The 25062-nt window shown below is 67.4% G+C and carries 21 protein-coding genes; 10 read left to right on the plus strand and 11 right to left on the minus strand.

The annotated features are described in order from the left end of the window. Nucleotides 1-123 precede the first annotated feature (123 nt). Both ggt and I6H87_RS11950 read right to left on the minus strand, forming a co-directional pair. A complete protein-coding gene (ggt, locus tag I6H87_RS11945; RefSeq protein ID WP_011615828.1) occupies nucleotides 124-1749 on the minus strand; it encodes a gamma-glutamyltransferase in 1626 nt (541 codons plus the stop codon). A gap of 52 nt (nucleotides 1750-1801) precedes the next feature. After that, a complete protein-coding gene (locus tag I6H87_RS11950; RefSeq protein WP_010813688.1) occupies nucleotides 1802-2779 on the minus strand; it encodes a Bug family tripartite tricarboxylate transporter substrate binding protein in 978 nt (325 codons plus the stop codon). Nucleotides 2780-2942: 163 nt separating this feature from the next. On the opposite strand from I6H87_RS11950, the gene I6H87_RS11955 reads away from it, so the two are divergent. Both I6H87_RS11955 and katG read left to right on the plus strand, forming a co-directional pair. Then, the gene (locus tag I6H87_RS11955; protein ID WP_010813687.1) at nucleotides 2943-3827 is read left to right on the plus strand and encodes a LysR substrate-binding domain-containing protein; all 885 of its coding nucleotides are present in this window, start codon (nucleotides 2943-2945) and stop codon (nucleotides 3825-3827) included. Between the two features lie 227 nt (nucleotides 3828-4054). Then, nucleotides 4055-6310 carry a catalase/peroxidase HPI gene (katG, locus tag I6H87_RS11960; RefSeq protein ID WP_011615827.1) on the plus strand — a complete coding sequence of 752 codons (2256 nt, stop codon included), beginning with the start codon at nucleotides 4055-4057 and terminating at the stop codon, nucleotides 6308-6310. A 143-nt stretch (nucleotides 6311-6453) separates the two neighbouring features. Here katG and I6H87_RS11965 read toward each other — a convergent pair whose 3' ends face one another. From I6H87_RS11965 to I6H87_RS11975, 3 genes are all read right to left on the minus strand, one after another. Further along, nucleotides 6454-6927 (minus strand): aminoacyl-tRNA deacylase, encoded by a 474-nt coding sequence (locus I6H87_RS11965; RefSeq protein ID WP_010813685.1) that lies wholly within the window; start codon nucleotides 6925-6927, stop codon nucleotides 6454-6456. A 179-nt stretch (nucleotides 6928-7106) separates the two neighbouring features. Next, nucleotides 7107-8609, minus strand: coding sequence for a tripartite tricarboxylate transporter permease (locus I6H87_RS11970; protein WP_011615826.1), 1503 nt, complete (start codon nucleotides 8607-8609; stop codon nucleotides 7107-7109). A 13-nt stretch (nucleotides 8610-8622) separates the two neighbouring features. Further along, nucleotides 8623-9084 (minus strand): tripartite tricarboxylate transporter TctB family protein, encoded by a 462-nt coding sequence (locus I6H87_RS11975; protein ID WP_010813683.1) that lies wholly within the window; start codon nucleotides 9082-9084, stop codon nucleotides 8623-8625. Nucleotides 9085-9436: 352 nt separating this feature from the next. Between I6H87_RS11975 and I6H87_RS11980 the strand changes: the two genes are divergently transcribed. Next, nucleotides 9437-11233, plus strand: a complete 1797-nt coding sequence (locus tag I6H87_RS11980; RefSeq protein WP_011615825.1) for a potassium/proton antiporter — start codon at nucleotides 9437-9439, stop codon at nucleotides 11231-11233. A gap of 32 nt (nucleotides 11234-11265) precedes the next feature. Here the strand turns inward: I6H87_RS11980 and I6H87_RS11985 are convergent, their stop codons facing one another. The 3 genes from I6H87_RS11985 to I6H87_RS11995 all read right to left on the minus strand — a co-directional run bounded on the left by I6H87_RS11985 (nucleotide 11266) and on the right by I6H87_RS11995 (nucleotide 14058). Next, entirely contained in the window at nucleotides 11266-12261 is a 996-nt protein-coding gene (locus I6H87_RS11985; protein ID WP_010813681.1) for a Bug family tripartite tricarboxylate transporter substrate binding protein, read from the minus strand. A 27-nt stretch (nucleotides 12262-12288) separates the two neighbouring features. After that, nucleotides 12289-12744 carry a DUF2214 family protein gene (locus tag I6H87_RS11990; RefSeq protein WP_011615824.1) on the minus strand — a complete coding sequence of 152 codons (456 nt, stop codon included), beginning with the start codon at nucleotides 12742-12744 and terminating at the stop codon, nucleotides 12289-12291. A gap of 93 nt (nucleotides 12745-12837) precedes the next feature. Then, complete coding sequence (locus I6H87_RS11995) at nucleotides 12838-14058, minus strand: CaiB/BaiF CoA transferase family protein (RefSeq protein ID WP_011615823.1); 1221 nt, start codon at nucleotides 14056-14058, stop codon at nucleotides 12838-12840. A gap of 298 nt (nucleotides 14059-14356) precedes the next feature. Between I6H87_RS11995 and alaS the strand changes: the two genes are divergently transcribed. Next, complete coding sequence (alaS, locus tag I6H87_RS12000) at nucleotides 14357-16981, plus strand: alanine--tRNA ligase (RefSeq protein WP_011615822.1); 2625 nt, start codon at nucleotides 14357-14359, stop codon at nucleotides 16979-16981. 123 nt (nucleotides 16982-17104) lie between these two features. Here alaS and I6H87_RS12005 read toward each other — a convergent pair whose 3' ends face one another. The 3 genes from I6H87_RS12005 to I6H87_RS12015 all read right to left on the minus strand — a co-directional run bounded on the left by I6H87_RS12005 (nucleotide 17105) and on the right by I6H87_RS12015 (nucleotide 20367). Next, complete coding sequence (locus tag I6H87_RS12005) at nucleotides 17105-17869, minus strand: slipin family protein (protein WP_041687478.1); 765 nt, start codon at nucleotides 17867-17869, stop codon at nucleotides 17105-17107. Between the two features lie 2 nt (nucleotides 17870-17871). Next, nucleotides 17872-19371: an NfeD family protein gene (locus tag I6H87_RS12010; RefSeq protein WP_413227074.1), complete on the minus strand. Its 1500-nt coding sequence runs from the start codon at nucleotides 19369-19371 to the stop codon at nucleotides 17872-17874. Nucleotides 19372-19473: 102 nt separating this feature from the next. Continuing rightward, nucleotides 19474-20367 carry a LysR family transcriptional regulator gene (locus I6H87_RS12015; RefSeq protein WP_010813675.1) on the minus strand — a complete coding sequence of 298 codons (894 nt, stop codon included), beginning with the start codon at nucleotides 20365-20367 and terminating at the stop codon, nucleotides 19474-19476. A 129-nt stretch (nucleotides 20368-20496) separates the two neighbouring features. On the opposite strand from I6H87_RS12015, the gene I6H87_RS12020 reads away from it, so the two are divergent. The 6 genes from I6H87_RS12020 (at nucleotide 20497) to I6H87_RS12045 (ending at nucleotide 24887) form a co-directional block, all read left to right on the plus strand. After that, nucleotides 20497-21756, plus strand: coding sequence for a YbfB/YjiJ family MFS transporter (locus I6H87_RS12020; protein WP_041687474.1), 1260 nt, complete (start codon nucleotides 20497-20499; stop codon nucleotides 21754-21756). A 145-nt stretch (nucleotides 21757-21901) separates the two neighbouring features. Further along, complete coding sequence (locus I6H87_RS12025; RefSeq protein WP_010813673.1) at nucleotides 21902-22678, plus strand: class II aldolase/adducin family protein; 777 nt, start codon at nucleotides 21902-21904, stop codon at nucleotides 22676-22678. A 52-nt stretch (nucleotides 22679-22730) separates the two neighbouring features. Next, nucleotides 22731-22919, plus strand: a complete 189-nt coding sequence (locus I6H87_RS12030; protein ID WP_010813672.1) for a 4-oxalocrotonate tautomerase — start codon at nucleotides 22731-22733, stop codon at nucleotides 22917-22919. A gap of 28 nt (nucleotides 22920-22947) precedes the next feature. After that, a complete protein-coding gene (locus I6H87_RS12035; protein WP_010813671.1) occupies nucleotides 22948-23979 on the plus strand; it encodes a threonine aldolase family protein in 1032 nt (343 codons plus the stop codon). 45 nt (nucleotides 23980-24024) lie between these two features. Further along, a complete protein-coding gene (locus tag I6H87_RS12040) occupies nucleotides 24025-24609 on the plus strand; it encodes an NUDIX domain-containing protein (RefSeq protein WP_010813670.1) in 585 nt (194 codons plus the stop codon). Nucleotides 24610-24659: 50 nt separating this feature from the next. Beyond that, nucleotides 24660-24887, plus strand: a complete 228-nt coding sequence (locus I6H87_RS12045) for a sulfurtransferase TusA family protein (RefSeq protein WP_010813669.1) — start codon at nucleotides 24660-24662, stop codon at nucleotides 24885-24887. Nucleotides 24888-25062 lie beyond the last annotated feature (175 nt).

A 25062-nucleotide genomic window follows, 5' to 3' on the forward strand; every position in this document is an offset into this window, starting at 1 on the left:
CGGACACGCCATGCACAGTTGGGCCGATCGCCGGCGGGCCAGTTGCGGACAGTTGTGCCGTGCCATGAAAAACGCCCGGGCGGACCCGGGCGTATCGCTGGCGAGGGCACTGAGTCAGCCGGCTCAGAACCCCACTGCCTGGCCATCGCGCCGGCTGTCGCTGGCCGCGACATAGCCGTGCTCGGCGTCCTCCGACAGGCGCCAGATGAACTGGCCCGAGCCGAAGTCCATGTACGGATCGTCCACCGACTTGAGCTGGTGGCCGCGCGCCTTCAGGCCCGCGACCGTGGCCGGGTCCATGGTGCTTTCCACATCCAGCGTGAAGTCGCGGTTGACCTTCCAGCGCGGCGCGCAGCACGCGGCCTGTGGCTGCTGGTTGTAATCCAGCATGCGCACCACGGTCTGCAGGTGGCCCTGCGGCTGCATGTCGCCGCCCATCACGCCGAAGCTCATCACCGGCTGGCCGTCCCTGGTCAGGAAGGCCGGGATGATTGTGTGGAACGGACGCTTGCCGCCCGCGACCACGTTGGCCGACTTCGGGTCCATCGAGAAGCCCACGCCGCGGTTCTGCAGGCTGATGCCGGTGCCCGGCACCACCACGCCCGAGCCGAAGCCCATGTAGTTGGACTGGATGAACGAGATCATCATGCCGTTCTCGTCGGCGGCGGTCAGGTAGATGGTGCCGCCCACCTTGGGCATGCCGAAGTCGAAATGCGTGGCGCGCTGCATGTCGATCAGCTTCGCGCGTGACTTCAGGTAGGCGTCATCGAGCATTTCCTCCGGCGTGACTTCCATGCTGCGCGGGTCGGCCACGTAGCGGTAGAGGTCGGCAAAGGCCAGCTTCATTGCCTCGATCTGCAGGTGCTGAGAATCGACCGAGTCCACCGGGATCGAAGCCATGTCGAACTGGTCCAGGATGCCCAGCGCGATCAGCGCGGCGATGCCCTGGCCGTTGGGCGGGATCTCGTGCAGCTCGTAGCCGCGGTAGGACTTGCTGATCGGCTTGACCCAGTCGGGGCGGTAGTTGCGCAGGTCATCGAGCGTCATGGCGCCGCCGCACTGCTGGCTGAAGGCGGCAATCTGCTCGGCGATCTCGCCTTCATAGTAAGCGCGGCCACGGGTCGCGCCGATCTTGCGCAGGGTTTCGGCGGCAGCCTTCATGGTGAACTTCTCGCCCACCGCGGGTGCGCGGCCATTGGGCATGAAGGTCTCGGCATAGCCGGGCTGGTCCTTCAGTTCAGGCACCGCGGCGGCCCACTTGTGTGCCACCACCGGCGGCACGGCATAGCCGCGCTCGGCGATCTCGATCGCCGGCTCCATCAGGTCGGCGAACGGCAGCTTGCCGAAGCGCTCATGCAGCGCGGCCCAGCCGGCGACCACGCCGGGCACGGTGACCGAGTCCCAGCCGCGGATCGGGCGGTTGGCCAGGCCGTTGGCATCGGTGCCGTACTTGTTCTTGAAGTATTCCGGGCTCCACGCCGCCGGGGCCACGCCCGACGAGTTCAGGCCGTGCAGTTCCTTGCCGTCCCACAGGATGGCAAAGGCATCGCTGCCCAGGCCGCACGACACCGGCTCGACGATGGTGATCGCGGCGGCCGCGGCGATGGCGGCATCGACCGCATTGCCGCCCTTGAGCAGCATGCGCAGTCCGGCTTGCGCAGCCAGCGGGTGCGAGGTGGAAACCACGTTGCGCGCAAACAGCGGGATGCGCACGGAGGGGTAGGGGTTGGTCCAGTTGAAGTTCTGCATGCTTGTCTGTGTCCTTGTGCTCGGTGCGCCCGTAGCGCAAATTCTGCGGCCCTTATTCTGCCGTGATCTTGCGATCCTTGATCAGCTTGCCCCAGCGCGCGCTGTCCTTCTTCACCATCGCGGCGAACTGCGCCGGCGTGCCGCCGACCGGCTCGGCGCCCAGCTTGCCCAGGCGTTCCTTGACCTCGGGCGACTGGATGGCCTTGTTGAACTCGGCATTCAGGCGGTTGACGATATCCGCCGGCAGGCCCTTGGGGCCATAGATGCCGAACCAGGTGTCGGACTCGAAGCCGGGCAGGCCCGACTCACTCGCGGTGGGGATTTCCGGTGCCAGCGGCGAGCGCTTGGCGCTGGTCACTGCCAGTGCCTTGAGCTTGCCGTCCTTCACATGCGGCAGGCCCGACACGATGCTGTCGAACAGCACCTGCACCTTGCCCGAGATCAGGTCCGGCACGGCCAGCGCGGTGCCGCGGTAGGGGATGTGGGTGATGAACACGCCCGCCTGCGCCTTGAAGGCCTCGGCGGTCAGGTGCACCACGGTGCCGTTGCCGCTGGAGGCGTAGTTCAGCTCGCCGGGATGCTTCTTGGCGTAGTCGATCAGCTCGCGCACGTTTTTCGCCGGCAGGCTGTTCGGCACCACCAGCAGGTTGGTGGCGATCGCGACCTGGCTGACCGGGGTGAAGTCGGTCTCGGTGTTGTATGGCAGGCGGGTGTTGATATACGGCCCGATCGAGTGCGTGCTGGTGGTGGCGATCAGCAGCGTATAGCCATCGGGAGCGGCCTTGGCGGCCATGTCCGAGCCGATCGCGCCGCCGGCGCCGGGGCGGTTGTCGACCACGATCTGCTGGCCCAGGTTGGCGCCCACCTTCTGCGCGATGGCGCGTGCCAGCAGGTCGGTCGCGCCGCTGGCCGGGAAGGGCACGATCAGGCGGATCGGCTTGCTGGGATAGGTATCGGCCAGTGCGGGCGTGGCGGCCAGGCAAAGCCCGCAGCCAAGGCCGATGCCGAAGCGGCGCAGCCAGGATTTCATTCTTGTCTCCGGTGTCAGGCGATTGGCCCCGATTCATGAGCCGGCCTTCATTATTCCGTGCTGCCGGTCACAAAGAAAGCTAATATTTCTTTCCAATGTCACAAGGAAATCTTAAGGATCAGCCCTTGCCGGCATATGCCTGACTCTTCCCTTCTGTGCACCGATGAGCACTGTCCGCTTCCTCCGTACCTTCGTTGCCGTGGCCGAGCACGGCTCCTTTGCCGCCGCTGCCGGCCAGGTGGCGCTGACCCAGGCCGCCGTCAGCCTGCAGATGCGCGCGCTGGAGACCGAATTGCGCCGCGAGCTGTTCGACCGCAACGGCCGCGTGGCCGTGCTCAATGCCGACGGCCGCGCGCTGCTGCCGCAGGCGCGGCGCATGCTGGCGCTGTATGAAGAGATGCGCCTGCCGCTGGCCTCGGACGAAGCCATGGCGGGTGCGGTGGCGGTGGGTGCGGTGGTGTCGGTGATGGGAGGGCTGTCACATGCGGTGGCGCATATGAAGCGCACTTATCCTGCGCTCGACGTGCGCCTGGTCGGCGCCAAGTCGATCGAGCTGGCGGCGCAGGTCGAGGCCGGCGAGCTGGATGCCGCCATCCTGGTCGAGGGCGCCGCGCGCGTGCCCGGCACGCTGCGCTGGACGCCGCTGTACCAGGAGCCGCTGGTGGCGATCGCGGCACGCGGCAGCCCGGGCCGCGACGCACGCGAGGCGCTCGCCACCAATCCCTACCTGCGCTTCGACCGCAGCCAGCGCACCGGCGTGCTGGTCGAGCGCGCGCTGCGCCGCGCGCACCTGAAGGTCAACGAGTTCCTGGAGCTGAACGCGATCGAGGCGCTGGTGGAACTGGTGCGGCAGGAGGTCGGCGTGACCGTGGTGCCGCTGCTGCGCCGCGCGCGCTGGCGCGACGACGAGGCGCTGCGCATCCTGCCGCTGCTGGTCAACGGCGAGCCGGTGATGCGTCACATCGGCATGCTGGAACGGCGCGACCACGGGCGCGGGAAGGTGACCGCGGCAGTACGGGCGGCCTGCAGCGAGCTGTTCGGCGCCTAGCTGTCGCCGTGCCATAACCAAGTCCTATCGCGCGGATAGTCAGAAACACGTTCTCCTGAAGATCCCTATTGCATATATTTCGGTTGCGGACGGCCGCTGACGCGGCCCGACTCGCCATGGGCGCCACGACTCCTGCGTTGGCGCACGCCCTCGCGCGTCCGCTGATTGCCCGACCTTTGACGCCATCGCTGCAGGCGTGTTCAGTACGTCCCTACATGGAGAAACGTATGTCTAACGAAACAAAGTGTCCGTTCAGCCATGCCGCCGGCGGCGGCACGACGAATCGTGACTGGTGGCCGAATCAACTGCGTCTGGACCTGCTGAGCCAGCATTCCAGCAAGTCCAACCCGTTGGGCGGCGACTTCAACTATGCCAAGGCCTTCAAGAGTCTCGACTTCGCAGCAGTGAAGAAGGACCTGGCCGCGCTGATGACTGACTCGCAGGACTGGTGGCCGGCGGACTTCGGCCACTACGGCCCGCTGTTTATCCGCATGGCCTGGCACAGCGCGGGCACATACCGCATTGGCGATGGCCGCGGTGGTGCAGGGCGCGGCCAGCAGCGTTTCGCACCGCTCAACAGCTGGCCGGACAACGCCAGCCTGGACAAGGCGCGCCGACTGCTATGGCCGATCAAGCAGAAGTACGGCCAGAAGATCTCCTGGGCCGACCTGATGATCCTGGCCGGCAACGTCGCGCTCGAGACCATGGGCTTCAAGACGTTCGGCTTCGGCGGTGGCCGGGAAGACACCTGGGAACCGGATGCGGATGTTTCCTGGGGCAAGGAAAAGACCTGGCTGGGCGGTGACCTGCGTTATGGCAAGGGTGCTGCCGGCAAGGATGAAGGCGTGGTCGTGGCCGACGAGGCGTTGCATGGCACCGAGACCAGCCGCACCGACTCCGGGCGCAACCTGGAGAACCCGCTGGCCGCCGTGCAGATGGGCCTGATCTACGTGAACCCGGAAGGCCCCGACGGCAATCCGGACCCGCTTGCCGCGGCCCACGACATCCGCGAATCGTTCGGGCGCATGGCCATGGACGACGAGGAGACCGTCGCGCTGATCGCCGGCGGGCATGCCTTCGGCAAGACCCACGGTGCCGGTCCCGCGGACAACATCGGGCCCGAGCCCGAGGGCGCCGATCTCGAACGCCAGGGCCTGGGATGGGCGAGCACCTTTGGCACCGGCAAGGGCGCCGACACCATCACCAGCGGCCTGGAGGTGACCTGGAGCAATACACCGACGAAGTGGGGCAATAGCTATCTGGAGAACCTGTTTGGCCACGAATGGGAGCTGACCAAGAGCCCCGCCGGTGCCAACCAGTGGGTTGCCAAGGATGCCGCGGAAACCATCCCGCACGCTTACGATCCTGCGAAGAAGCTGCGGCCGACGATGCTGACCACGGATCTGTCGCTGCGTTTCGACCCGGCCTACGAGAAGATCTCGCGGCGCTTCCTGGAGCATCCTGACCAGCTCGCCGATGCCTTTGCCCGCGCCTGGTTCAAGCTGATCCACCGTGACATGGGCCCGCGCGCCCGCTACCTCGGACCGGAAGTGCCGGCCGAAGAGCTGCTCTGGCAGGATCCGATCCCGGCGGTCGATCATCCGCTGGTCAACGAGCAGGACGTCGCCGCGCTCAAGCAGAAGATCCTGGCGTCAGGGCTGCCGGTCTCGCAACTGGTGCAGACCGCCTGGGCCTCGGCATCCACCTTCCGCGGCTCGGACAAGCGCGGCGGCGCCAATGGCGCGCGTATCCGCCTGGCCCCGCAGAAGGACTGGGCAGCCAATGAACCCGAGCAACTGGCGAAGGTGCTGAAGGTGCTCGAAGGGATCCAGGCCGAGTTCAACGGCGCACAGTCCGGCGGCAAGAAGATCTCGCTTGCCGACCTGATCGTGCTGGCCGGTGGCGCGGGGATCGAGCAGGCGGCGCAGAAGGCCGGCCATCGGGTGACCGTGCCGTTTACGCCGGGCCGCATGGACGCCTCGCAGGAACAGACCGACGTGCAATCCGTCGGGGCGCTCGAGCCGATTGCAGATGGCTTCCGCAACTTCCTGAAGGGGAAGTACAACATCCGGGCGGAGGACCTGCTGATCGACAAGGCGCAATTGCTGACCCTGACTGCTCCCGAGATGACGGTGCTCATTGGCGGACTGCGCGTCCTGAACGTGCATACCGGGCAGGATGCGCACGGCGTCTTCACCGACCGTCCGGAAACGCTGAGCAACGATTTCTTCCGCAACCTGCTCGACATGCGTACGGAATGGAAGCCGCTCTCGGAGGCCCGGGACGTGTTCGAGGGGCGTGACGCCAAGACCGGTGCGAAGAAGTGGACCGGCACCCGCGTCGACCTGGTGTTTGGTTCGAATTCCCAGCTCCGGGCCCTTTGCGAGGTCTACGCAAGCGAGGACGGACAGGAGAAGTTTGTCCGTGACTTCGTCGCCGCCTGGGCCAAGGTGATGAACCTCGACCGGTTCGACGTTGCCTGAACGGTCGCGTGGCCCCGTCAGGGCCGTCCTCCCTGACGGGGCTTTCTCAACCCGGGTGTGAGCGGCGCAGTGGACGCGTCGCCGACACAATGACAAGCGGCCGGCAAGCGCCGGCCGCGTGGCCTGCCAGGGCATGCCCCCGCCTACATGATCCTGTGCGCAAAATGCCCGCGCCGCGCATCGGCCATCAGGTCGAGGAACTGCCCGGTGCTCATGTGCACCAGTTCCTGGTGGTCGCCCGCCTCGAAGTAGACGTCGGGATGCGTCAGCAGGCTGTCGTCGAGCCAGGTCTGCGTGCCGTACGCCATGCCGACCGGCGGGAGCGCGCCGTGGTCGCAGTCGCGGAACACTTCGCGCACGCCATCCTCATGCGCCAGCGACAGCTTGCGGCCGGTCTGCTCGCAGATCTCCGACAGTTTCAGGTGGTGAGTCGAAGGAATCACGGCAGCGACGTAGCCGCTGCTGTCTTCCAGCAGGACGGTCTTGGCCAGTCGGTCTCCGGGAATGTGTGCGGCCTGCGCAGTGGCCATGCTGCTGAGGCTGTAGGGGTGCCGGACGGTGTCGAACTGGCTTTGCTTCTTGCTCAGGCATCTCGCCAGCGTGGTAGACATGGTCATGATTTCAACCTCCGACGCGCGCAGCGCGACCGTTGTCCGAGTCCTATCAATATAGGTCGTCGGGGGTCGGGTGGCGGTGGGGCCGAGCCAGGACGTAGCCGGCAAGCACAAAAAAAGGGCACCTTGCGGTGCCCTTAGTGTGTTGTGCCGCCGGCCCCGGGGCCGGCGATATTCCCTGCTTATTCTTCCTGGAACGCTTCCTCGCGCTTGGCCTTGATCGACGGCATCGCCACGATCAGCACCAGCACGCCAGCGGCGATCAGCAGGCCCAGCGACAGCGGGCGCGTCACGAACACGCTGAAGTCACCACGCGACAGCAGCAGCGAGCGGCGGAAGTTCTCTTCCATCATCGGCCCCAGCACGAAGCCGAGCAGCAGCGGCGCGGGTTCGCACTTGAGCTTGATGAACAGGTAGCCCACCACGCCGAAGGCCGCGGTCTGGAACACGTCGAAGGTGGTGTTCTGGACCGAGTACACGCCGATGCAGCAGAACGTCAGGATGGCCGGGTACAGGTAGCGGTAAGGCACCTTCAGCAGCTTCACCCAGATGCCGATCAGCGGCAAGTTCAGCACGATCAGCATCAGGTTGCCGATCCACATCGAGGCGATCAGGCCCCAGAACAGCGCCGGGTTGCTGGTCATCACCTGCGGGCCGGGCTGGATGTTGTGGATGGTCATCGCACCCACCATCAGCGCCATCACCGCGTTGGGCGGAATGCCCAGCGTCAGCAGCGGGATGAAGGAGGTCTGCGAAGCCGCATTGTTGGCCGATTCCGGACCCGCCACGCCTTCGATCGCACCCTTGCCGAATTCCTGCGGATACCTGGAAGTCTTCTTCTCCAGCGAGTAGGCAGCAAACGAAGCCAGCGATGCACCGCCGCCCGGCAGGATGCCCAGTGCCGAGCCCAGCAGCGTGCCACGCAACACCGCCGGGATCATGCGCTTGAAGTCTTCCTTGGTCGGGAACAGGTTGGTGATGTGGTCGGTAAAGGTTTCGCGGTGTTCCTTCTGCTCCAGGTTGGCGATGATTTCAGCAAAGCCGAAGATACCCATTGCCACCGAGACGAAGTTCAGGCCATCGGTCAGTTCCGGCACGTCGAACGAGAAGCGCGCGGCGCCCGAGTTCACGTCGGTGCCGACCAGGCCCAGCAGCAGGCCCAGCACGATCATGGCGATGGCCTTGACCAGCGAACCCGAAGCCAGCACCACGGCGCCGATCAGGCCCAGCACCATCAGCGAGAAGTATTCGGCGGGGCCGAACTTGAACGCCAGTTCCGACAGCGGCGCGGCAAAGGCGGCCAGGATCATGGTGGCGACGCAGCCGGCGAAGAACGAGCCCAGCCCGGCTGTGGCCAGCGCCACCCCCGCTCGTCCTCGCCTTGCCATCTGGTAGCCGTCGATGGTTGTCACCACCGAGGATGATTCACCAGGCAGGTTCACCAGGATGGCGGTGGTCGAACCGCCGTACTGGGCGCCGTAGTAGATACCGGCCAGCATGATCAGCGCGGCCACCGGGGGCAGCGTGTAGGTCACCGGCAGCAGCATGGCGATGGTGGCCAGCGGCCCCAGGCCCGGCAGCACGCCGATCAGGGTTCCCAGCACGCAGCCCAGGAAGGCGTACGCGAGGTTCTGGAAGGTCAGGGCGGTGGAGAAGCCCAGACCCAGGTTGGCGAGTAGTTCCATGTTGGCGGCCTCCTTAGCTTGCCAGGAAAGCCGGCCACACCGGCATCTGCAGGTTGATGCCGTACACGAACGCGCCCAGGCTGATCAGCACCAGGATGATGGCGTTGAGGATGGCACCCTTCCAGCTGAATTCATGGCTGGCCATCGACGACACCAGCACCAGCACCAGCACCGACAGCACCATGCCCAGCGGCTTGAGCAGCAGGCCGAACAGCACCACCGAACCGAGGATCCACAAGAGCGTCTTGATGTCCCAGCGGGCCAGGTTGTCTTCTTCCGACTTGGAAGACAACGAGCCCCACAGCACCAGCACGCCCAGCAGGGCGAGCACGATGCCGAGCCAGAACGGGAAGTATCCCGGTCCCATTTTTGCGGCGGTTCCCATGGAATAACCGCGCGCGACCCAGGAAAAGCCGAATCCGACCAGGATGAACATCAGGCCGGAGGCGAAGTCCTTTTGGCTACGTATGCGCAAAGTGAATCTCCTCGATAAGACTGCTTGAAATCTCAGGAGGGCTCCCTTCCTCTGCCTTTGTTGCGATGCATCAATGCGGCAGTTTGCGGGAGCTCTCCTACGGGCAGGGTGGAAGTTAAGGGGGCGACCTTTCAGCTACCTTTCAGATGTCTGCAAACAGGGTCATGCTGAGGGTATCCCCTAGTGAAAGAGCGTTTAAAAGTGCCGCCAAGCCAAGCTGGGAGCGGGTTGGCGGGCCGTGGCGCCAGTCGCTGCGCTATCATCCGGGGCGGTCGTGCGCCGTGCGGCGCTACCCGCCGCTGAAAGGTTTGAAAGGTTCCGCAAGGAACCACTACGCAACGCGAGGAGCGGTTTGGAGAGCATTGACCACATCATTCTGATCGGCGCCGTCGTGATGTCGCTGGGCATCGTGCTGGGGGCTTTCTCGGCACGCCTGGGCGTGCCGTTCCTGCTGGTCTTCCTGGCCGTGGGCATGCTGGCCGGCGTGGACGGGCCGGGCGGCATCCGTTTCTCCGATACCTGGCTCAGCTTCCTGGTCGGCAACCTGGCGCTGGCGGTGATCCTGCTCGATGGCGGGCTGCGCACGCGCTTTGCCACCTTCCGGGTGGCGCTGAAGCCTTCGCTGTCGCTGGCGACCGTGGGGGTGCTGGTGACGGCAGCGCTGGTCGGCGTGTTCGCCGCGTGGCTGCTGGGCATCGACTGGAGGCTCGGGCTGCTGCTTGGTGCCATCGTCGGCTCGACCGACGCGGCCGCGGTGTTCTCGATGCTCAATAGCAGCGGCATCCGGCTGAAGGAGCGGGTGGCGAGCGTGCTCGAGATCGAGTCCGGCATCAACGACCCGATGGCGATCTTCCTGACCCTGACGCTGATCGAATGGCTGACCGCGCCTGACGGCCTGACGCCGCTGGGCCTGGTCACGCGGCTGCTGGTGCAGTTCGGCGTGGGCGGCGTGCTCGGCCTGGCGCTCGGCTATTGCCTGGCCCGCGTGCTGGAGCGCATCCGCGTGGCCGAAGGGCTGCAGGCGATCCTGCTGTGCTCGGGCGGCGCCATGGTGTTCGCGCTGGTGCAGAGCGCCGGCGGCAGCGGTTTCCTGGCGGTGTACCTGACCGGCATGCTGATCGGTAACCGCGAGCGCGCGGTGACGCCGGACACCATGCGCGCCATGGACGGCATGGCCTGGCTGGCGCAGTCGGCCATGTTCCTGCTGCTGGGCCTGCTGGTGTCGCCGCACCGGATCTGGGAGGTGGCCGGTCCGGCGGTGGCGGTGGCGGCCTTCCTGATGCTGGTGGCGCGGCCGGTGGCGGTGTGGCTGGCGCTGCTGCCGTTCCGCTTCAATGCGCGCGAGACCGGCTTTATCGCCTGGATGGGCCTGCGCGGCGCGGTGCCGATCGTACTGGCGCTGTTTCCGCTGCTGCGCGAGGTGCCGCAATCGGGGCTGCTGTTCCGGATCGCCTTTGCCGTGGTGCTGGCCAGCCTGCTGTTCCAGGGCACCACGGTGTCGGTGGCGGCGCGCCTGGCGCGCGTGCGGCGCCCCGGCTACCCCGAGCCGCTGGCGCGTTCGCGCCTGCGCGGCACGCGCGCGCCGATCCTGGAGGTGATGCAGTTCGAGGTGGGGCCCAATGCGCCCGTGGAGAACGTGCGCGCCGACCAGCTGGAGCTGCCGCCGCGCTGCCGGCTGCTGACGGTGGCGCGCGACGATGCGCTGGCGGCGCTGGATCAGACCGTGCTGCGCGCCGGCGACAGCGTCTCGGTGCTGGCGCCGGTGACGACCCTGCCGATGCTGTCGGCGCTGTTCCAGGCACCGGGCCGCGCGCCTACCTGGGAGCAGGCCTCGCATGATTTCCTGTTGTCGGGCGATGCGCTGCTGCGCGACGTCGCGGCACTGTACGGCACGCGCGCGCTGACCCCGGAAGAGGAGCCGCTGACGCTTGAGTCTGCCATGCAGCGGGCCTTCACCTCGCCGCCGGTGGAGGGCGACAGCGTCGCGATCGCCGGCCTGCCGCTGACGGTGACGCGCATGGAAGGCGCGCAGATCCTGCAGGTGGGGTTGCTGCTGCCGCGGCTGGACGGGGATTCGGGCGGGCGGCTATGGCCGCGCCGGCGCAAGGAAGGGGCAGAGCGGGGCGGGGAGGGCGCCGAGGCGGAGTAATGACAAAAAAGGCGGCCATGGCCGCCTTGTTTTCAATCCACCTTCGCCCCGGATACCTTCACGATCTGCGCGTATTTCTTCAGCTCGCGCTGGATCAGCGCCGCGAACTGCTCGGGCGTGGTCGGTGCCGGCTGTGCGCCGATGCGGGCCAGGCGTGCCTTCATCTCGTCGGTCTTCAGGATTGCCACGATCTCATGGTTAAGCCGCTCGACGATCTCGCGCGGGGTGTTGGCCGGCGCGAACACGCCGAACCACGTCGAGATGTCGAAGCCTTCCAGGCCCAGCCCCTTGCCGGCTTCCGCGATGGTCGGCAGTTCCGGGAAGGCCGCGGCGCGGCTGGCGGTGGTGACCGCAAAGGCCTTCAGCTTGCCCGCCTTGATATTGGCCGAGGCCGAAGCCAGGTTGTCGAAGATCAGGTCGGTCTGGCCCGACAGCACCGACAGCTGCGCCGGTGCGGCGCCGTTGTACGGGATATGGACCATGCTGACCTTCGCCATGCTCTTGAACAGCTCGCCCGACAGGTGGCCGGCGCTGCCGTTGCCGCCCGAGGCGTAATCCAGCTTGCCCGGATTCTTGCGCGCGTACGCGACCAGGTCGCGCACATTGTTGATATGCAGGTCGGCGGCCTTGCCCGGGTGCATCACCAGCACGTTGGGGACGTCGGCCACCAGCGTGATCGGCGCGAAGTCCTTGACCGGGTCGTACGGCATCTTGCTGAACAGCGTCGGGTTGATGGCGTGCGTGGCCACCGCGCCCATGACGATGGTGTAGCCGTCGGCCGGCTGCTTGGCGACGTAGTCCGCGCCCAGGTTGCCGCCCGCGCCGGGCTTGTTCTCGACCACCACCGGCTGGCCCAGGCTGTCGCGCAGCTTCTCGCCGATGGCGCGCGCGACGGTGTCGAGCGGGCCGCCGGCGGGGTAGGGCACCACGAAGCGGACCGGCTTGGTCGGGTAGGCATTGGTGGCCGCCACGGCGGCGGCGGGCAGCAGGGCCGCGGTCAGCGCGGCGGCAAGCAGTTTCTTCAGCATGTTTCGGACTTCAGGGGATTGGGATTCTTATCTGGCGCCGATGCCCCGCGCCATCATGACCGCGCACAGCGGCAGCAGGATCACCAGGTGGGCTTCGATCATCACCCAGCGGCGGGCGGCCTTCAACTCGGACGGCGGCGGCACGTAATCCGGCAGCCGGCGCGCCTGCTTGCGCCAGCGCGCGATGGCGAAGGTCGGCGGCAGCGAGCACAGCGCGATCAGCACGAACACGCCCACCTTGGCATGGAACCACGGGTTGTGCAGGTAGAAGTCGGCGCCCTTGGCGCCGTAGAACAGGCGCAGCAGGCCGGTGCCCAGCACCACCATCGCCGACAGGAAATAGAACAGGTCGTACAGCGACAGGCGCCGCACCGCGGCCGGCGTGATTTCCGGGCGCAGCACCACGGCCTCGGCGGCCATCAGGGTGATCAGGACGAAGATCGCAAGGAAATGCAGGAAGGACAGTATGGCGTCGGTCAGCATGGATTCTCCTTTGCCTTTGCTTCAGTGGGGACTGAACTGCTTCGGGAAGGCACCGGCGGGGCACCAGGGCCGCCCGCCGGCAGGAGGAGAATCTTACAGCACACCCTTTGCACGCAGCGCTTCGATCTGCTCAGGGCCGTAGCCCAGCGTCTCGGCCAGCACCGTGTCGGTGTGCTCGCCCAGCAGCGGCGGGTGGCGCAGTGCCTGCGGCGGCGTGGCGCTCATCTTGATCGGGCTGCCCACCAGCCTGACCTCGCCGGCGCTGGGGTGGGGCAGGTCCACGCGCAGGCCGCGCGCCTTGACCTGGTCGTCCTCGAACACGTCGTCGAGGGTGTTGATCGGGCCGCACGGCACGCCGGCGGCCTCCAGGTCGCGGATCCACTGGGCGCGGGTGCGCGGGCGCACCATCTCGGCCAGGATCGGCACCAGCACGTCGCGGTTGGCCACGCGCTGCGGGTTGGTGGCAAAGCGCGGGTCGTCGGCCAGCTCGGGCTTGCCGCCGTCGGTGACGAACTTGCGGAACTGCCCGTCGTTGCCCACCGCCACGATGATCCAGCCATCGGCGGCCTGGAAGGTCTGGTAGGGGACGATATTGGGGTGCGCATTGCCCCAGCGGCGCGGCGCCTGGCCGCTGGCCAGGTAGTTGGTGTTCATGTTGGCCAGCATCGCCACCTGCACGTCCAGCAGGGCCATGTCGATGTACTGGCCCTCGCCGGTGCGGTCGCGGTGCGCCAGCGCCGCCAGCACGGCGATGGTGGCGTACTGGCCGGTCATCAGGTCGGAAATGGCCACGCCGGCCTTCTGCGGGCCGCCGCCGGGCAGGTCGTCGCGCTCGCCGGTCAGGCTCATGAAGCCGCCCATGCCCTGGATGATGAAGTCATAGCCCGGGCGCGCGGCGTACGGCCCGGTCTGGCCGAAGCCGGTGACCGAGCAGTAGATCAGGTCGGGCTTGACCTGCCTGAGCGACTCATAGTCCAGGCCGTACTTCCTGAGCTGGCCTACCTTGTAGTTCTCCAGCACCACGTCGCTCTGCGCCGCCAGCTCGCGCACGATCTGCTGACCTTCCGGCGTGCTGATGTCGCAGGTCACGGAGCGCTTGTTGCGGTTGGCGGCCAGGTAGTAGGCGGCTTCGGCGGTGTCGCGGCCGTCCTCGTCCTTGAGCCAGGGCGGGCCCCAGGTGCGGGTATCGTCGCCGGCGCCGGGGCGCTCGATCTTGATCACGTCGGCGCCGAAATCGGCAAGGTTCTGGGCGCACCACGGCCCGGCAAGGACGCGGGTCAGGTCGAGGACGCGGAGATGGCTTAAAGCTCCCATGGCGGTAGTCAATGCAGTGGGTAAGGCGGGGGATCGGTCGCAACGGCGAGGGGGCGGCGCGCCCCTGCAAGCAGGGGCCAGCACGGGTTGCCTGCAATGTACCACCGGCAAATCGCCGGTGCGGCTTTGGGTGCTTTATAAGGCGCTTGTGGCGATGGGATTTGGGCGATAGCCGGCCGGCTCCCCGGCGCCATGCCTGACGTGCCCGGCAGGCTGCCTTGCCCGTATAATCAACGGTTTGCAAATCCAATACTGATTCGTCGCGCCCGGCCACGCCAGGGCAAGCGTCCGCCATCCCATGAAAGTCTCAGACATTCGCAGCAAGTTCCTGCAGTTCTTCGAATCGAAGGGCCATACCGTGGTCCGCTCGTCCAGCCTGGTGCCGGCGAACGACCCGACGCTGCTGTTCACCAACTCCGGCATGGTGCAGTTCAAGGACGTGTTCCTGGGCACCGACAAGCGCCCGTACACCCGCGCCACCTCGGCGCAGCGCTCGGTGCGCGCCGGCGGCAAGCACAATGACCTCGAGAACGTGGGCTACACCGCGCGCCACCATACGTTCTTCGAGATGCTGGGCAACTTCTCGTTTGGCGACTACTTCAAGCGCGATGCCATCCTGTACGCGTGGGAACTGCTGACCAAGACCTACCAGCTGCCGGCCGAGAAGCTGTGGGTGACGGTCTACGCGGAAGACGACGAGGCCTACGACATCTGGGCCAAGGAAGTGGGCGTGCCCGCCGAGCGTATCGTGCGCATCGGCGACAACAAGGGCGCGCGCTACGCCTCGGACAACTTCTGGCAGATGGCCGACACCGGCCCGTGCGGCCCGTGCTCGGAAATCTTCTACGACCACGGCCCGGACGTGTGGGGCGGCCCGCCGGGATCGCCCGAGGAAGACGGCGACCGCTACATCGAGGTGTGGAACCTGGTGTTCATGCAGTTCAACCGCGACGAGCAGGGCAATATGACGCCGCTGCCCAAGCCGTGCGTGGACACCGGCATGGGCCTGGAGCGCATTGCCGCGGTGCTGCAGCACGTGCACAGCAACTATGAGATCGACCTGTTCCAGGCGCTGATCAAGGCCGCCGCGCGTGAAACCCATATCGACAACCTGAACCAGAACTCGCTCAAGGTCATCGCCGACCATATCCGCGCGTGCTCGTTTCTGATCGTCGACGGCGTGATCCCCGGCAACGAAGGCCGCGGCTACGTGCTGCGCCGGATCATCCGCCGCGCCATCCGCCATGGCTACAAGCTGGGCCAGAAGACCCCGTTCTTCCACAAGATGGTGGCCGATCTGGTCGAGCAGATGGGCCAGGCTTATCCCGAACTGGCTGAAGCCCAGTCGCGCGTGACCGAAGTGCTGAAGGCCGAGGAAGAGCGCTTCTTCGAGACCATCGAGAACGGCATGTCGATCCTTGACGCCGCACTGGCCGACCTGAAGCTCAAGGGCGGCAAGACGCTGGACGGCGAACTGGCGTTCAAGCTGCACGACACCTTCGGCTTCCCGCTGGACCTGACGCAGGACGTGTGCCGCGAGCAGGAAATCGGCGTGGACGAGGCCGCCTTCGACGCGGCCATGAACCGCCAGCGCGAGCAGGCGCGCGCCGCCGGCAAGTTCAAGATGGCCGCCGGCCTGGAGTACACCGGCGACAAGACCGTGTTCCACGGCTACGAGAAGCTGGAACTGCCGCAAGCCAGGGTCACCGCGCTGTATGTGGACGGCGCCGCCGTGAACGCCATGCAGCCGGGCCAGACCGGCGTGGTGGTGCTCGACAACACCCCGTTCTACGCCGAGTCCGGCGGCCAGGCCGGCGACCAGGGCGTGCTGAAGGCAGGCAATGCCGTCTTCGCCGTGACTGACACCACCAAGATCCAGGCCGACGTGTTCGGCCACCAGGGCACGCTGGAAGGCGGCGCACTCAAGGTGGGCGATGCCGTGTCGGCCCAGGTCGACGCGCAGCGCCGTGCGCGCACCGTGCGCAACCACTCGGCCACCCACCTGATGCACAAGGCCCTGCGTGAAGTGCTGGGCAGCCACGTGCAGCAGAAGGGCTCGCTGGTGGATGCGGACAAGACCCGCTTCGACTTCTCGCACAACGCGGCGCTGACCGACGAGCAGATCCGCCGCGTGGAAGAGATCGTCAATGCCGAGATCCTGCGCAACGACGACACGCATGCCGAGATCATGCCGTTCGACGACGCGGTCAAGAGCGGCGCGATGGCACTGTTCGGCGAGAAGTACGCCGACGACGTGCGCGTGCTGTCGATCGGCACCTCAAAGGAACTGTGCGGCGGCACCCACGTGCACCGCACCGGCGACATCGGCCTGTTCAAGATCGTGGTGGAAGGCGGCGTTGCCGCCGGCATCCGCCGCGTGGAAGCCATTACCGGCGACAACGCGCTGCACTACCTGCAGGGCCTGGACGCCAGGCTGAACGAAGCCGCCGCCGTGCTGAAGGCCCAGCCGTCGGAGCTGGTGCCGCGCATCGGCCAGGTGCAGGACCAGGTGCGCGCGCTGGAGAAGGAGCTGGAACGCCTGAAGAGCAAGCTGGCCGCCTCGCAGGGCGACGAGCTGGCCGCGCAGGCGGTCGACATCAAGGGCCTGAAGGTGCTGGCCGCGCAACTGGACGGCGCCGACGTCAAGACCCTGCGCGAGACCATGGACAAGCTCAAGGACAAGCTGAAGAGTGCGGCCATCGTGCTGGGTGCGGTGTCCGACGGCAAGGTCAGCCTGATCGCTGGTGTCACCGCCGATGCCACGGGCAAGGTCAAGGCCGGCGAGCTGGTCAACTTTGTCGCGCAGCAGGTGGGCGGCAAGGGTGGCGGCCGTCCCGACATGGCCCAGGCTGGCGGCACCGAGCCGGCCAAGCTGCCGCAGGCGCTGGCTGGTGTCGGCGAGTGGGTGGCGGGCAAGATCTGACTCGCGTAGCGCCGCCGCTGGTTTGCCCCCCTCTCCCGCGTGCGGGAGAGGGGGGCAAACCAGCAGGTCGGGCCTGACGTTGTCACAGAAGCAGAAAGGGCGCCCCGGCGCCCTTTCTGCTTTTTATTTTTCCGGCGTTCCCTTGCCGCTGCCCAGCACCGTCAGCAACTCCATCGGCAACGGAAACACGATCGTCGAGCTCTTGTCTCCCGCAATCTGCGTCAGCGTCTGCATGTAGCGCAGCTGCATCGCCTGCGGCTGCCGCGCCAGCATCTGTGCCGCTTCCAGCAGTTTCTCCGAAGCCTGCAGTTCGCCCTCGGCATGGATCACCTTGGCGCGCCGCTCGCGTTCGGCCTCGGCCTGCCGCGCAATCGCGCGGATCATGGTTTCGTTGAGGTCGACATGCTTGATCTCGACGTTCGAGACCTTGATGCCCCAGGCGTCGGTCTGGGCGTCCAGCGCCTGCTGGATGTCGAGGTTGAGCTTCTCGCGCTCGGCCAGCATCTCGTCCAGCTCGTGCTTGCCCAGCACCGAGCGCAGCGTGGTCTGCGCCAGCTGGCTGGTGGCTTCCAGGAAGTTCGCCACCTGGATGATGGCGCGTTCCGGATCGACCACGCGGAAGTACACCACCGCATTGACCTTCACCGAGACGTTGTCGCGCGAAATCACATCCTGCGGCGGCACGTCCATCACCACCGTGCGCAGGTCCACCCTGACCATCTGCTGCACGGCGGGGATCAGCAGCACCAGGCCCGGGCCCTTGACCCGCCAGAAGCGTCCGAGCATGAACACCACGCCGCGTTCGTATTCGCGCAGCACGCGGAACGAGGTGATCACCAGCAGTGCCAGCAGGAAGATCAAACCGCCGAAGCTGAATCCGTAGGCCATGGTCAGGCTCCCTTGTCTGGCGTCGGTTGGGGTGGAGTTGTCGGGACAAGCGGGGCGTTGCCGGCGGCGATCACCTCGAGCACCAGGCCCTTGCGCGCGGTGACGACCACCGGCGTGCCGCGCGGCAAGGAGCTGGCGCTGTGCACGCGCCAGGTCTCGCCGCGCACCGTGGCCCAGCCTTCCTCGCGCAGGTCGTCCAGCATTTCGCCGCGGGCGCCGACCAGGGTGTCGGCACCGCTGACCACCGGGCGCTTGCGCGAGCGCACCAGCATCGCCGACATGCCGAACACGAAAATCGCGGACAGCGCTGACATCGCCGCCACCATCGGCAGCGGCACGCCGAAGCCCGGCACGTCGGTGTCGATCAGCATCACCGCGCCAAAGGCAAAGGCGATGATGCCGCCCACGCCCAGCGCGCCGAAGGACGGCAGGAACAGCTCCGCCACCATGCAGCCGATGCCCAGCGCCACCAGCGCCAGCCCGGCGTAGTTCACGGGCAGCATGTGCAGCGCGAACAGCGCCACCAGCAGGCAGATCGCGCCGGCAATGCCGGGCACTACCATGCCCGGCGTGGAGAATTCGAAGATCAGGCCGTAGATGCCGATCATCAGCAGCAGCAGCGCCACGCTGGGCTCGGTGATCACGGCCAGGAAGCGGTTGCGCCAGTCGGGTTCCAGCGTCACCACCGGCGCATTGGCGGTGTGCAGCACGCCGGCCTTGCCACCGGCAGCGGTGATCGTGCGGCCTTCAACCTGGCGCAACAGCGCGGGCAGGTCGGGGGCGACCAGGTCGACCACGCGCTGGGCCAGGGCCTCGTCGGCCGACAGGCTGACCGATTCGCGCACCGCGCGTTCGGCCCACTCGGCATTGCGTCCGCGCAGCTGGGCCAGGCCGCGGATATAGGCCGAAGCATCGTGCATTTGCTTGCGTTCCATCGCGTCGGCCCGCGCTGGCTCGCTGGCGGGGGTGGAGGCGGGCTTGGCGCCGGGCAGGGCCTCTGGCTTCTGCGGCCCGCCAATGCCGACCTGCACCGGGGTGGCCGCGCCCAGGTTGGTGCCCGGCGCCATTGCCGCGATGTGGCTGGCGTAGAGGATGTAGGTGCCGGCACTGGCCGCGCGCGCGCCGCCGGGATAGACGTAGCTGGCCACCGGTATCGGCGAGGCCAGGATGGCCTGGATGATCTCGCGCATGGACGCGTCCAGCCCGCCCGGGGTGTCCATTTCCAGCACCACCAGCTGGGCGCCGCCCGCGCGCGCGCGTTCCATGCTGCGCAGGATAAAGCTGGCGCTGGCGGGGCTGACCGCACCCTTGAGCGGAATCACGTAGACCGGCGCGGTTGCCGTGGTCGTGACGGTGGCGGCAGGCGCCGAGGCGCCGGAGGGCGGCGCCGCACGGGCACCTGGGCCGGCGAGGGCAACGGCGCCGCACGCCAGCGCCAGGCCGGCCAGCAGCCGGCCGGACATCGGCCGAAGGGCCCGCAGCAGCGCGGTGGCAGGTTTCATGAGAGGGGCGGGGCACGCAAGGTGCCGTGATGGCGCCACTTCAAGTGTAGGCCACCGGGCACATCTTGCACGCGGGCTGCCTCGGGCCCGCGCGCCGGGCGCTCAGGCCGCCGCCAGGTCCGGCCTGGCCGAGGGGCCGGGTGAGTGGGCGGTGAGCGTGTCGATCAGCGCATGCAAGGCCGCGCTGGCCATGGACGGATGCCAGGCCAGCAGCGTGCGCACGCGGCCGGCCGCGCCCAGGCTGTGCTGGCGGATGGCGGGCAGGTCGCGGTACAGCCCCAGCACCGAGCGCGGCACGATCGCCGCGCCGATGCCGGCCGCGACGCAGGCGACGATGGCATGGTACGAGCTCAGCTGCAGCACGCGCGGCGTCGGCGCATCGCCGATCACATACCAGTTCTCGAGCCGGGCGCGGTAGTTGCAGCCGGGCTCGAACGCCAGCAGCGTCGGCACCTCCAGGTCGGCCGCGGTGCGCACCGGGCGATGGCGGGCGCGCGTGATCACCACCAGCTCTTCCTCGAACACCGGGACGGCGCTCAGTGCCGGGTCGGTCAGCGGCTCGGCGACAAAGGCGCATTCGACTTCGAAGCGCGCCAGCGCATCCAGCGCCTGGCGCGTGGCCAGCGTCACCAGCTCCAGCTGCACCGCGGGCCAGGCCTGGTGGTACGCGGCCAGCACATTGGGCAGGCGGCTGGCGGCGGTGCTCTCCATCGAGGCAATGCGCAGCCGGCCGTGCGGCCGCGCCGGCAGCACCGCCTGGCGTGCCTCTTCGGTCATGCTGAGGATGCGGCAGGCATAGTCGAACAGGGTCTGCCCGGAAGGCGTCAGCACCATGCGCCGGCCGTCGCGCACGAACAGGTCGACCCCGAGCGACTGCTCCAGCTGGCGGATGCGCGTGGTGACATTGGACTGCACCCGGTGCAGCCGCTCGGCCGCACGGGTGATGCCGCCGGCTTCGACGACGGCGCGGAAGATCTCGAGGGCGGCAAGGTCCATGCGGGACTCCTGAGGCTATTCATCTCTTATCAAGATGCCTGACATCTTGATAATTCATTTTTTGGAATGATGAAGCCAGCGTAGCATACAGGCATCGCAATGCAACCGCTGCCCCGCCAGCCTCCAGCCATGCCGAACCCCCACAGCCTCGACCCTGAACACCCCGCCGCTGCGCGCGTGGCCACCCGGGCGTCGGCACGGCGCGAAGCCGGCGCGGTGGCGGTGGCCATGGCCGGCCTGGTATCGCTGGCGGTGGTGATGGGCATCGGCCGCTTTGCCTTTACGCCGCTGCTGCCGATGATGCTGCATGACGGCACCGTCACGCTGGATCAGGGCGGCTGGCTGGCCACGGTCAACTACATCGGCTACTTCGCCGGCGCCGCAGTGTGCATGTTCATCCGGCCCGACGCGGTGCGCATGGTGCGCTGGGGCCTGGCCGCAACGGTGCTGCTGACGCTGGGCATGGCCCTGCCGGGCGGCATGGCGGCATGGTCGCTGTGGCGCGCCGCCGCGGGCGTGGCCAGCGCCGTGGTGATGGTCTACACCGCGGGGTGGTGCCTGCAGCGGTTGGCGGAACTGGGCAAGCCGGAACTCGCCGGGCTGATCTTCTGCGGGCCGGGGCTGGGCATCGTGGTCACTGGGCTGGGTGCATCCGGCATGGTCGGTGCGGGCTGGCATGCGGACTATGGCTGGCTCGCGTTCACGGCGCTGGCGGTGGTGCTGGTGGCGGCGGTCTGGCGGATCTTCGTCGCGCAGCCGGCTGTGCCGATGACGGCGCCGGTGTCGGCATCCCCGGCGGCAGCCGACACCGGCGCCGCGCGGCTCGATGCCCAGACCTGGGCGCTGACCTTTGCCTACGGCCTGGCCGGCTTCGGCTACATCATCACCGCGACCTTCCTGCCGGTGATTGCGCGCGAGGCGCTGCCCGGCACGGTCTGGGCCGACCTGTTCTGGCCGATCTTCGGCGCGGGCGTGACGGTGGGCGCGTTCCTGGTCACGCGGGTCGGCATGGCGCACGACAACCGCAAGCTGTTGACGCTGCTGTACGGCATGCAGGCGCTGGGCGTGGCGATCGCGGTGGTGTTCCCGACCGTGGCCGGCTTTGCCCTCAGCAGCCTGCTGGCGGGGCTGCCGTTCACCGCGCTGGTGGCGTTTGCGATGCGCGAGGCGCGGCGCCTGTGGGGGCCGCAAGCGGCGCGGCTGATGGGCCTGATGACGGCGTCCTACGGCCTGGGCCAGATCGCCGGGCCGCCGCTGGCAACCGCGCTGGTGGCGCGCACCGGCGGCTTTGCCGGCTCGCTGGCGTGCGCGGCGGCGGCGCTGCTGCTCGGCGCGCTGGTGTTCGCCTGGATGGGCCGCGCCTGGCCGCTGGCGGCTGCCCGGAGCTGATCGGCAAGGTGCGCTAAAGTATTGCCTTTGCCGCCTGGCGCGCCACGCGAGCGGCTGCCGCGCCTGGCGTGCAGCCCCCGTGGCGCGGCACAGAAGGCCGGGGCCGTACCCGGCACGCGAGACCGGGCGGCGCAGGAGCGACCCCATGTCTTTTGCCTTGCAGCCCGCGCGTGCCGCGGGTGCCCCCATCCGGCCCGTTTCCGCCGAAGAACAGCGTGTGCGCGTCGACCTGGCCGCCGCCTACCGCCTGGCCGCGCGCGAGGGCTGGGATGACCTGATCTACACCCATATCTCCGCCACGGTGCCGGGCGAGTCCGACCACTTCCTGATCAACCCCTTCGGCTTTGCCTTCGACGAGATCCGCGCCAGCGACCTGGTCAAGATCAACGGCCGCGGCGAGGTCGTCGGCGCGACCGTGCATCCGGTCAATGTGACCGGCTTTGCGCTGCACGCCGCGGTGCATGCGGCGCGCGCCGACGCGATGTGCGTGATGCACCTGCATAACACCGCCGGCATTGCCGTATCGGCGCAGGCCGCCGGGCTGCTGCCGCTGTCGCAGCACGCGATGCGCTTCCACGGCCGCATGGCCTACCACGACTACGAAGGCCTGGCCTTCACCCCGGCCGAAGGCGCGCGGCTGACCGCATCGCTGGGTGGGCATCCCGCCATGCTGTTGCGCAACCACGGCACGCTGACGGTGGGCCGCACCGTGGCCGAGGCCTATGTGCTGATGGCGACGCTGATCAAGGCCTGCGAGGTCCAGATTGCCGCACAGGCGGGCGGTGCGCTGGTGCAGCCAGGCGCGGCCGTGGCGGACAAGACCTCGGAGCAACTCTACGACAACGGCGCCGTCGAAGGCGTGATGGAGTGGCCCGCGCTGCTGCGCAAACTGGATAGAATCGATCCTTCATACCGGGACTGAGCGGGATCGATTTCCCGCCGCGACTCAACCACATTCATCAAAGGAGCATTGCATGCCGACTTTCCACGTCGAAATGTTTGAAGGCCGTACCATCGAGCAGAAGCGCAAGTTTGTCGAGGAAGTGACGCGCGTCAGCTGCGAGACCCTGGGCTGCTCGGCCTCGGCCGTCGACATCATCATCACCGACATCAAGCGCGAGAACTGGGCCACCGGCGGCGAGCTGTGGGCCGACAAGAAGTAAGGCTCCATTCAGCCCCACACTGAACACCATGCAGCACTTCGCCTCTGACAACTACGCCGGCTTCTGCCCGGAATCGCTCAAGTATTTCCTGGAAGCCAACGCCAGCGGCCATGAGCAGGCCTACGGCGACGATTCCTGGACGCAGAAGGTCTGCGACCGTATCCGCGACCTGTTCCAGACCGACTGCGAAGTGTTCTTCGTGTTCAACGGCACGGCGGCCAACTCGCTGGCGCTGTCGGCGCTGTGCCAGTCGTACCACTCGGTGATCTGCCACGAGCTGGCGCATATCGAGACCGATGAATGCGGCGGCCCGGAGTTCTTCTCCAACGGCTCCAAGCTGCTGACCGCGCCCGGCGCTGACGGCAAGCTCACGCCTGACGCGGTCGAGGCGCTGGTCACGCGCCGCTCCGATATCCATTACCCCAAGCCCAAGGTGGTGTCGCTGACGCAGTCGACCGAAGTCGGCACCGTCTACAGCGTGGAAGAGGTGCGCGCGATCGCTGCCATCGCCAAGCGCCGCCAGCTGCGCGTGCATATGGATGGCGCGCGCTTTGCCAATGCGGTGGCGTCGCTGGGCGTGCATCCGTCCGAGATTACCTGGCGCGCCGGCGTCGACGTGCTGTGCTTCGGCGGCACCAAGAACGGCCTGCCGGTGGGCGAAGCGGTGGTGTTTTTCGACCGCCGCCTGGCCGAGGACTTTGCCTACCGCGTCAAGCAGGCCGGGCAGCTGGCGTCGAAGATGCGCTTTATCTCCGCGCCGTGGCTGGGTTTGCTCGAGAACGACGTATGGCTCGCCAACGCGCGCCATGCCAATGCGATGGCGCAGCTGCTGCAGCAGCGCATCAGCGATATTCCGGGCGTTCGCATCATGTTCCCGACGCAGTCCAACGCCGTGTTCGCCGAGCTGCCGCTGCCCGCGATCGAGGCGCTGCGCGCCAGGGGCTGGCGCTTCTATACCTTTATCGGCGCCGGCGGCTGCCGTTTCATGTGTTCATGGGACCTGCAGCCGCAGACGGTCGAGGCGCTGGCCGCCGACATGCGGGCGGCTTGCGGCGCCTGACCGGCACCCATACCTATAACGACGAGACCCTTCAGGAGCCCCCAAATGCAATACCGATTCTGCCCGCAGTGCGGCGCGCCGCTTGAGGTGCTGCCGCTGTCCGGGCGCGAACGCCACGCCTGCGTGCAGCAGGAATGCGGCTTCGTGCACTGGAACAACCCGCTGCCGGTGCTGGCGGCGGTGGTGGAGTACCAGGACAAGCTGCTGCTGGCGCGCAATGCCGCCTGGCCGGAGACCATGTTCGCGCTGGTGACGGGCTTCCTGGAGCGTGACGAGCCGCCCGAGCTGGGCGTGGCGCGCGAACTGAAGGAAGAGACCAACCTCGATACCGAGTCGGTGTCGCTGATCGGCGTCTACGAGTTCATGCGCAAGAACGAGCTGATCATTGCCTACCACGTCAAGGCGACCGGCACCGTGGCGCTGTCCGAGGAACTGGCCGACTACAAGCTGGTGGCGCCGGAGGACGTGCGCGTCTGGTCGGCTGGCACCGGCTTCGCGGTTGCCGACTGGCTGGCCGCGCGCGGCTATCCGGTGCGCTTCTTCGACCGCCAGACCGGCGCCGACATTCCGGACCCGCGCCGCCCGCACGACTTCAGCCTGGTCGGGGGTTCGCTACAATACCGTTGGTGAGGCTGGCCTCCGGCCAGCCGCCCAGCCCCCAGAATCGAAGGAAGAGACGAATGGAGTTCCAGAAAGAAGTGGATGCGCGCGGCCTGAACTGCCCGCTGCCGATCCTGCGCACCAAGAAGGCCCTGGCCGACATGGCCAGCGGCGATGTGCTCAAGGTGCTGGCCACCGATCCCGGCGCCACGCGCGATTTCCAGGCCTTTGCCAAGCAGACCGGCAATGAGCTGCTGTCGCACTCGGAAGTGGACAAGGTGTTTGTGTTCTACATGCGCCGCCGCTGAAGCGCTCCCGCTCCCAAAGAAAAAAGCCGCGTAATCAGAATTACGTGGCTTTTTTCTTTGGGATTCTGCGTCGATGAATATCGGCACGATTTTCCAGGCGCGCGGCAATGCGAGATTGGCGTAAATTGCAAGTCCTGCATTATTCCTGGCGGGACATCTCGCAAGGATTAATCCC

Origin of the sequence: Cupriavidus necator, from assembly GCF_016127575.1 — a bacterium.
Classification (GTDB): Bacteria; Pseudomonadota; Gammaproteobacteria; order Burkholderiales; family Burkholderiaceae; genus Cupriavidus; species Cupriavidus necator_D.